Genomic DNA, 3,241 nt, shown 5'->3' on the forward strand with positions numbered 1-3,241 from the left:
CGTTGCGTCCTGTCCTCAGCGAGCCCTTGATTTCGGTACAGCAGAGGAGATAGCGGCGAAATATCCCACAGCGGTAAAAACAGTCGTAGGTTTCCCTGATACCGATAAGGATGCGAACGGCAACACGCTGAAATCCGGCGACACAGTGCCTTCGATTTTCTTTAAACCCAAGGCATAACATTATATTTACACTTTTTCGGGAGCCGTATATTGCGGCTCCCTTTACTATGTTCTGAGTTAACGGAGCAGAAAAATGAGCATCAAAGAAAAACTGCTTGATAAAGCAATTATTACCAGAAGAACTTTCCTTAAAGGAGCAAGTGTTGCCGGTGCAACTGCCGCTCTTTACGGCTGCGGCGGAGGAGGCGGCGGCAAAACATACATGGAGGAGGACGAAACCCTCGAAGTGCCTAAGATTACTGAAGATGTGATTGCAGGCGGAACTCCTCACAACTGCGGCGGACGCTGCGTAAGCAAATATTATGTCAAAGACGGCGTTGTGAAGAGAATCGTCACCGACGAGCGTCCCGACAAAAGCATTGCACAGGGGGACGACCCTCAATACCGTTCATGCGTGAGATGCCACTCCAGAAAACAGTGGTTCTACCGCAAAGACCGTATCCTTTATCCCCTTAAACAGACAGGTAACAGGGGCGACGTTTCTACATTCGTGCGCATAAGCTGGGAACAGGCGTTCACTGAGATTGCGGCTAAAATGCAGGACGTAGTTTCAAGATACGGCGCAAAAGGTATGCACTCCATCTATTCATCAGGCGACCAGACAGGCTGGGCGAGAAACTCTCTGCACAGACTTCTCAACCTGATGGGCGGATACACATATTACTACACCGACTACAGCTTCCCTGCACTTGAACACGTTGCGCCTTTCGTTGAGGGCAAGACAAACTATCTGCCCAGCGCCAACTCCATTCAGGATGCTCTCAGAGCGGAAAGAGTGGTTATGTGGAGCTTTAACCCCCACGAAATGGTTCAGGCGACAAATGCCGGCTGGTACCTTACACAGGTTAAGGAATCCGGCGTACCGTTCACATACATCGACACAAGGCTTTCAAAATCCGCCGCTACACTGGCTGATGACTTTATAAATATCATGCCCTGTACCGATGCTGCTCTTCTGCTTGGTATGCTGTATCACCTTATGAAGAACCATCTTGCACAGCTTGATACAGATTTTATAAAAACCTATATGTACGGGTTCTTTGACACAGGCAACACATTCGTTGCCGGACGTGCTGCAAACCCCGCATATGCGGTTCCTTCCGGCGGGTCTCTGTCTGCGTTTATTATGGGTAATGAAACGGATCTTGTTACTGCCGGACTCAACACCGGAACTTCCGTTTACCCTGAGACCATCGGTTATAACGTGAATACGGATGACGTTCTTTACGGTAAAACCGTACACGTCTGGGGTCAGCTTCCCAAGACGCCTGAATGGGCTGAGAAGATAACAGGCATTCCCGCAGCTAAGATACGCGAGCTTGCCGAAATGTACCTTAATAACAAGGTATGTACTTTCATAGGCTGCGGATATCAGCGCCACACGGAATCTGAACAGGCGATCTGGCTGCACAGGGTATTCTCTGTTGTGACCAAAAACTTCGGTCTGCCCGGTCAGTGTTCAGGCTACCCTGTGAGCAACACATCTCAGGGCAACCCCAACCAGATGCTTTCAAATACCAACAACGTAACGCTGACAGCTCTTTACGATTCCACAAAAGTGAGCGACCTCACATACGTTCCCACAGCGCAGAGATACAACCTCCCTGTGTTTGTTGTTCCGGATGCGGTTGATAACAACAACGGTGCCGGTCATTCAAGATGGAACGACGGACAGGTCAAAGCTATCCATGAAGGTTTCGGCAAGATAATTTTTGTTCCCGCCGGAAACATCATGGTTAACCAGTCCGGTGACGTTAACTATAACAAGACTGTCTTCGGCGACAGATCAAAATGCGAAATGATCGTCTGCTGGGATCACTTTATGACCCCGTCAGCGGCATATGCCGACTATCTTCTTCCTGCAACAATGCAGGGGGAAAAACCTGCGGCTATCACATCCACTGAGGCGCTTCTCAGACTTAACAAAGTCACCGATATTCCCGGAGAAGTCCTTTCAGAATATGAGATAGCAACCGGTATCGCTGAAAAACTCGGTATAAAAGATGCCTATCTCGGCGGATATCCCGAAGGTCAGGAGGGCATGGAAGCCAGACTTAAAGCCGGATGGGATGCAGGCAGTCTGTCAACCAAATATGGCATGACATACGACGAATGGGTTAAACAGGGTATCGCCACGCTCCACGGCACATATAACTCTTCAACTTACGCTATAACACACAAGGCTTTCCGCAACGACCCCGTGGCTAACCCGCTTCAGAGCGCCAGCGGCAAGTTTGAAGCGTTTTGCGCAAACATGGTTGAAGACTATGAAGCAAGACACCATAACAACATTGATGCCGTTACGTCCGACGGTGCGGGACTTACTACCCTTTATAACGGCGGAACACTTTATACCGCCGGAACAGGCGCAAACGCCGGCAGAAGATTTGTATATCCCATCCCCATGTACATACCCACAGTTGAGGGGAGACATGCCGTTGATGTAACCGATCCTTCCGATGCGTTCGCGCACGACGACCCCGCCGGAGTGGATGCGGCAGGATATAAATTTACCCTGCACACATGGCACATGCAGTATCGTTCTCACTCAACGCTTAACAACGTTGCGTATCTGAACGAGAACTACAAAAAAGATAAGAACGGCAATCCTGCTTTCCTCGACCCCAACCGTGAATACACAGACGGAGTCTGGGACGACAACGTTTATGAACCTATCTGGCTGAACCCTGCCGACGCTGCCGAGCTTGGTCTTTCCACAGGCGACAAAGCTCTCATTGAAAACGGCAGAGGTAAAATGTACGTTTCGGTCATAGTAACCCAAAGGGTTGCAAGAAGACTTATCCACATAGGTCAGGGTGCATGGCAGAAACAGAACTCACAGGGCATCGATATCGGCGGAAACGGAAACACGGTCATTACTGCACGCCCCTCAAGGATATGCAAGGGTATGACCTCTGCCAACGACTGCCGCGTGAAGATCACTAAGGCGTAACAGGGAGGAATCAGATGTCTGCAAAACAGATGGCATTTTACTTTGACCAGAATAGATGTATGGGCTGCCACGCCTGTGTGGTTGCCTGTAAGGACTGGAACGACGTTA

At 49.7% G+C, this 3,241-nt stretch carries 2 protein-coding genes; both read left to right on the forward strand.

What is annotated here, in order from left to right; translation table 11 throughout:
• Nucleotides 1-253: 253 nt before the first annotated feature.
• Nucleotides 254-3,133 (forward strand): molybdopterin-dependent oxidoreductase, encoded by a 2,880-nt coding sequence (locus Q7P67_RS13375; RefSeq protein WP_303852735.1) that lies wholly within the window; start codon nt 254-256, stop codon nt 3,131-3,133.
• Between the two features lie 29 nt (nt 3,134-3,162).
• On the forward strand, nt 3,163-3,241 hold a 79-nt coding region (locus Q7P67_RS13380; protein WP_303852736.1), incomplete at its 3' end, for a 4Fe-4S binding protein.

The sequence above is a fragment of the Seleniivibrio woodruffii genome (assembly GCF_029267515.1).
Classification (GTDB): domain Bacteria; phylum Chrysiogenota; class Deferribacteres; order Deferribacterales; family Geovibrionaceae; genus Seleniivibrio; species Seleniivibrio woodruffii_A.

Coding starts and splice junctions, on each gene's coding strand:
- Q7P67_RS13375 (WP_303852735.1), top strand. CDS start 254: ATGAGCATCAAAGAAAAACTGCTTGATAAAGCAATTATTACCAGAAGA.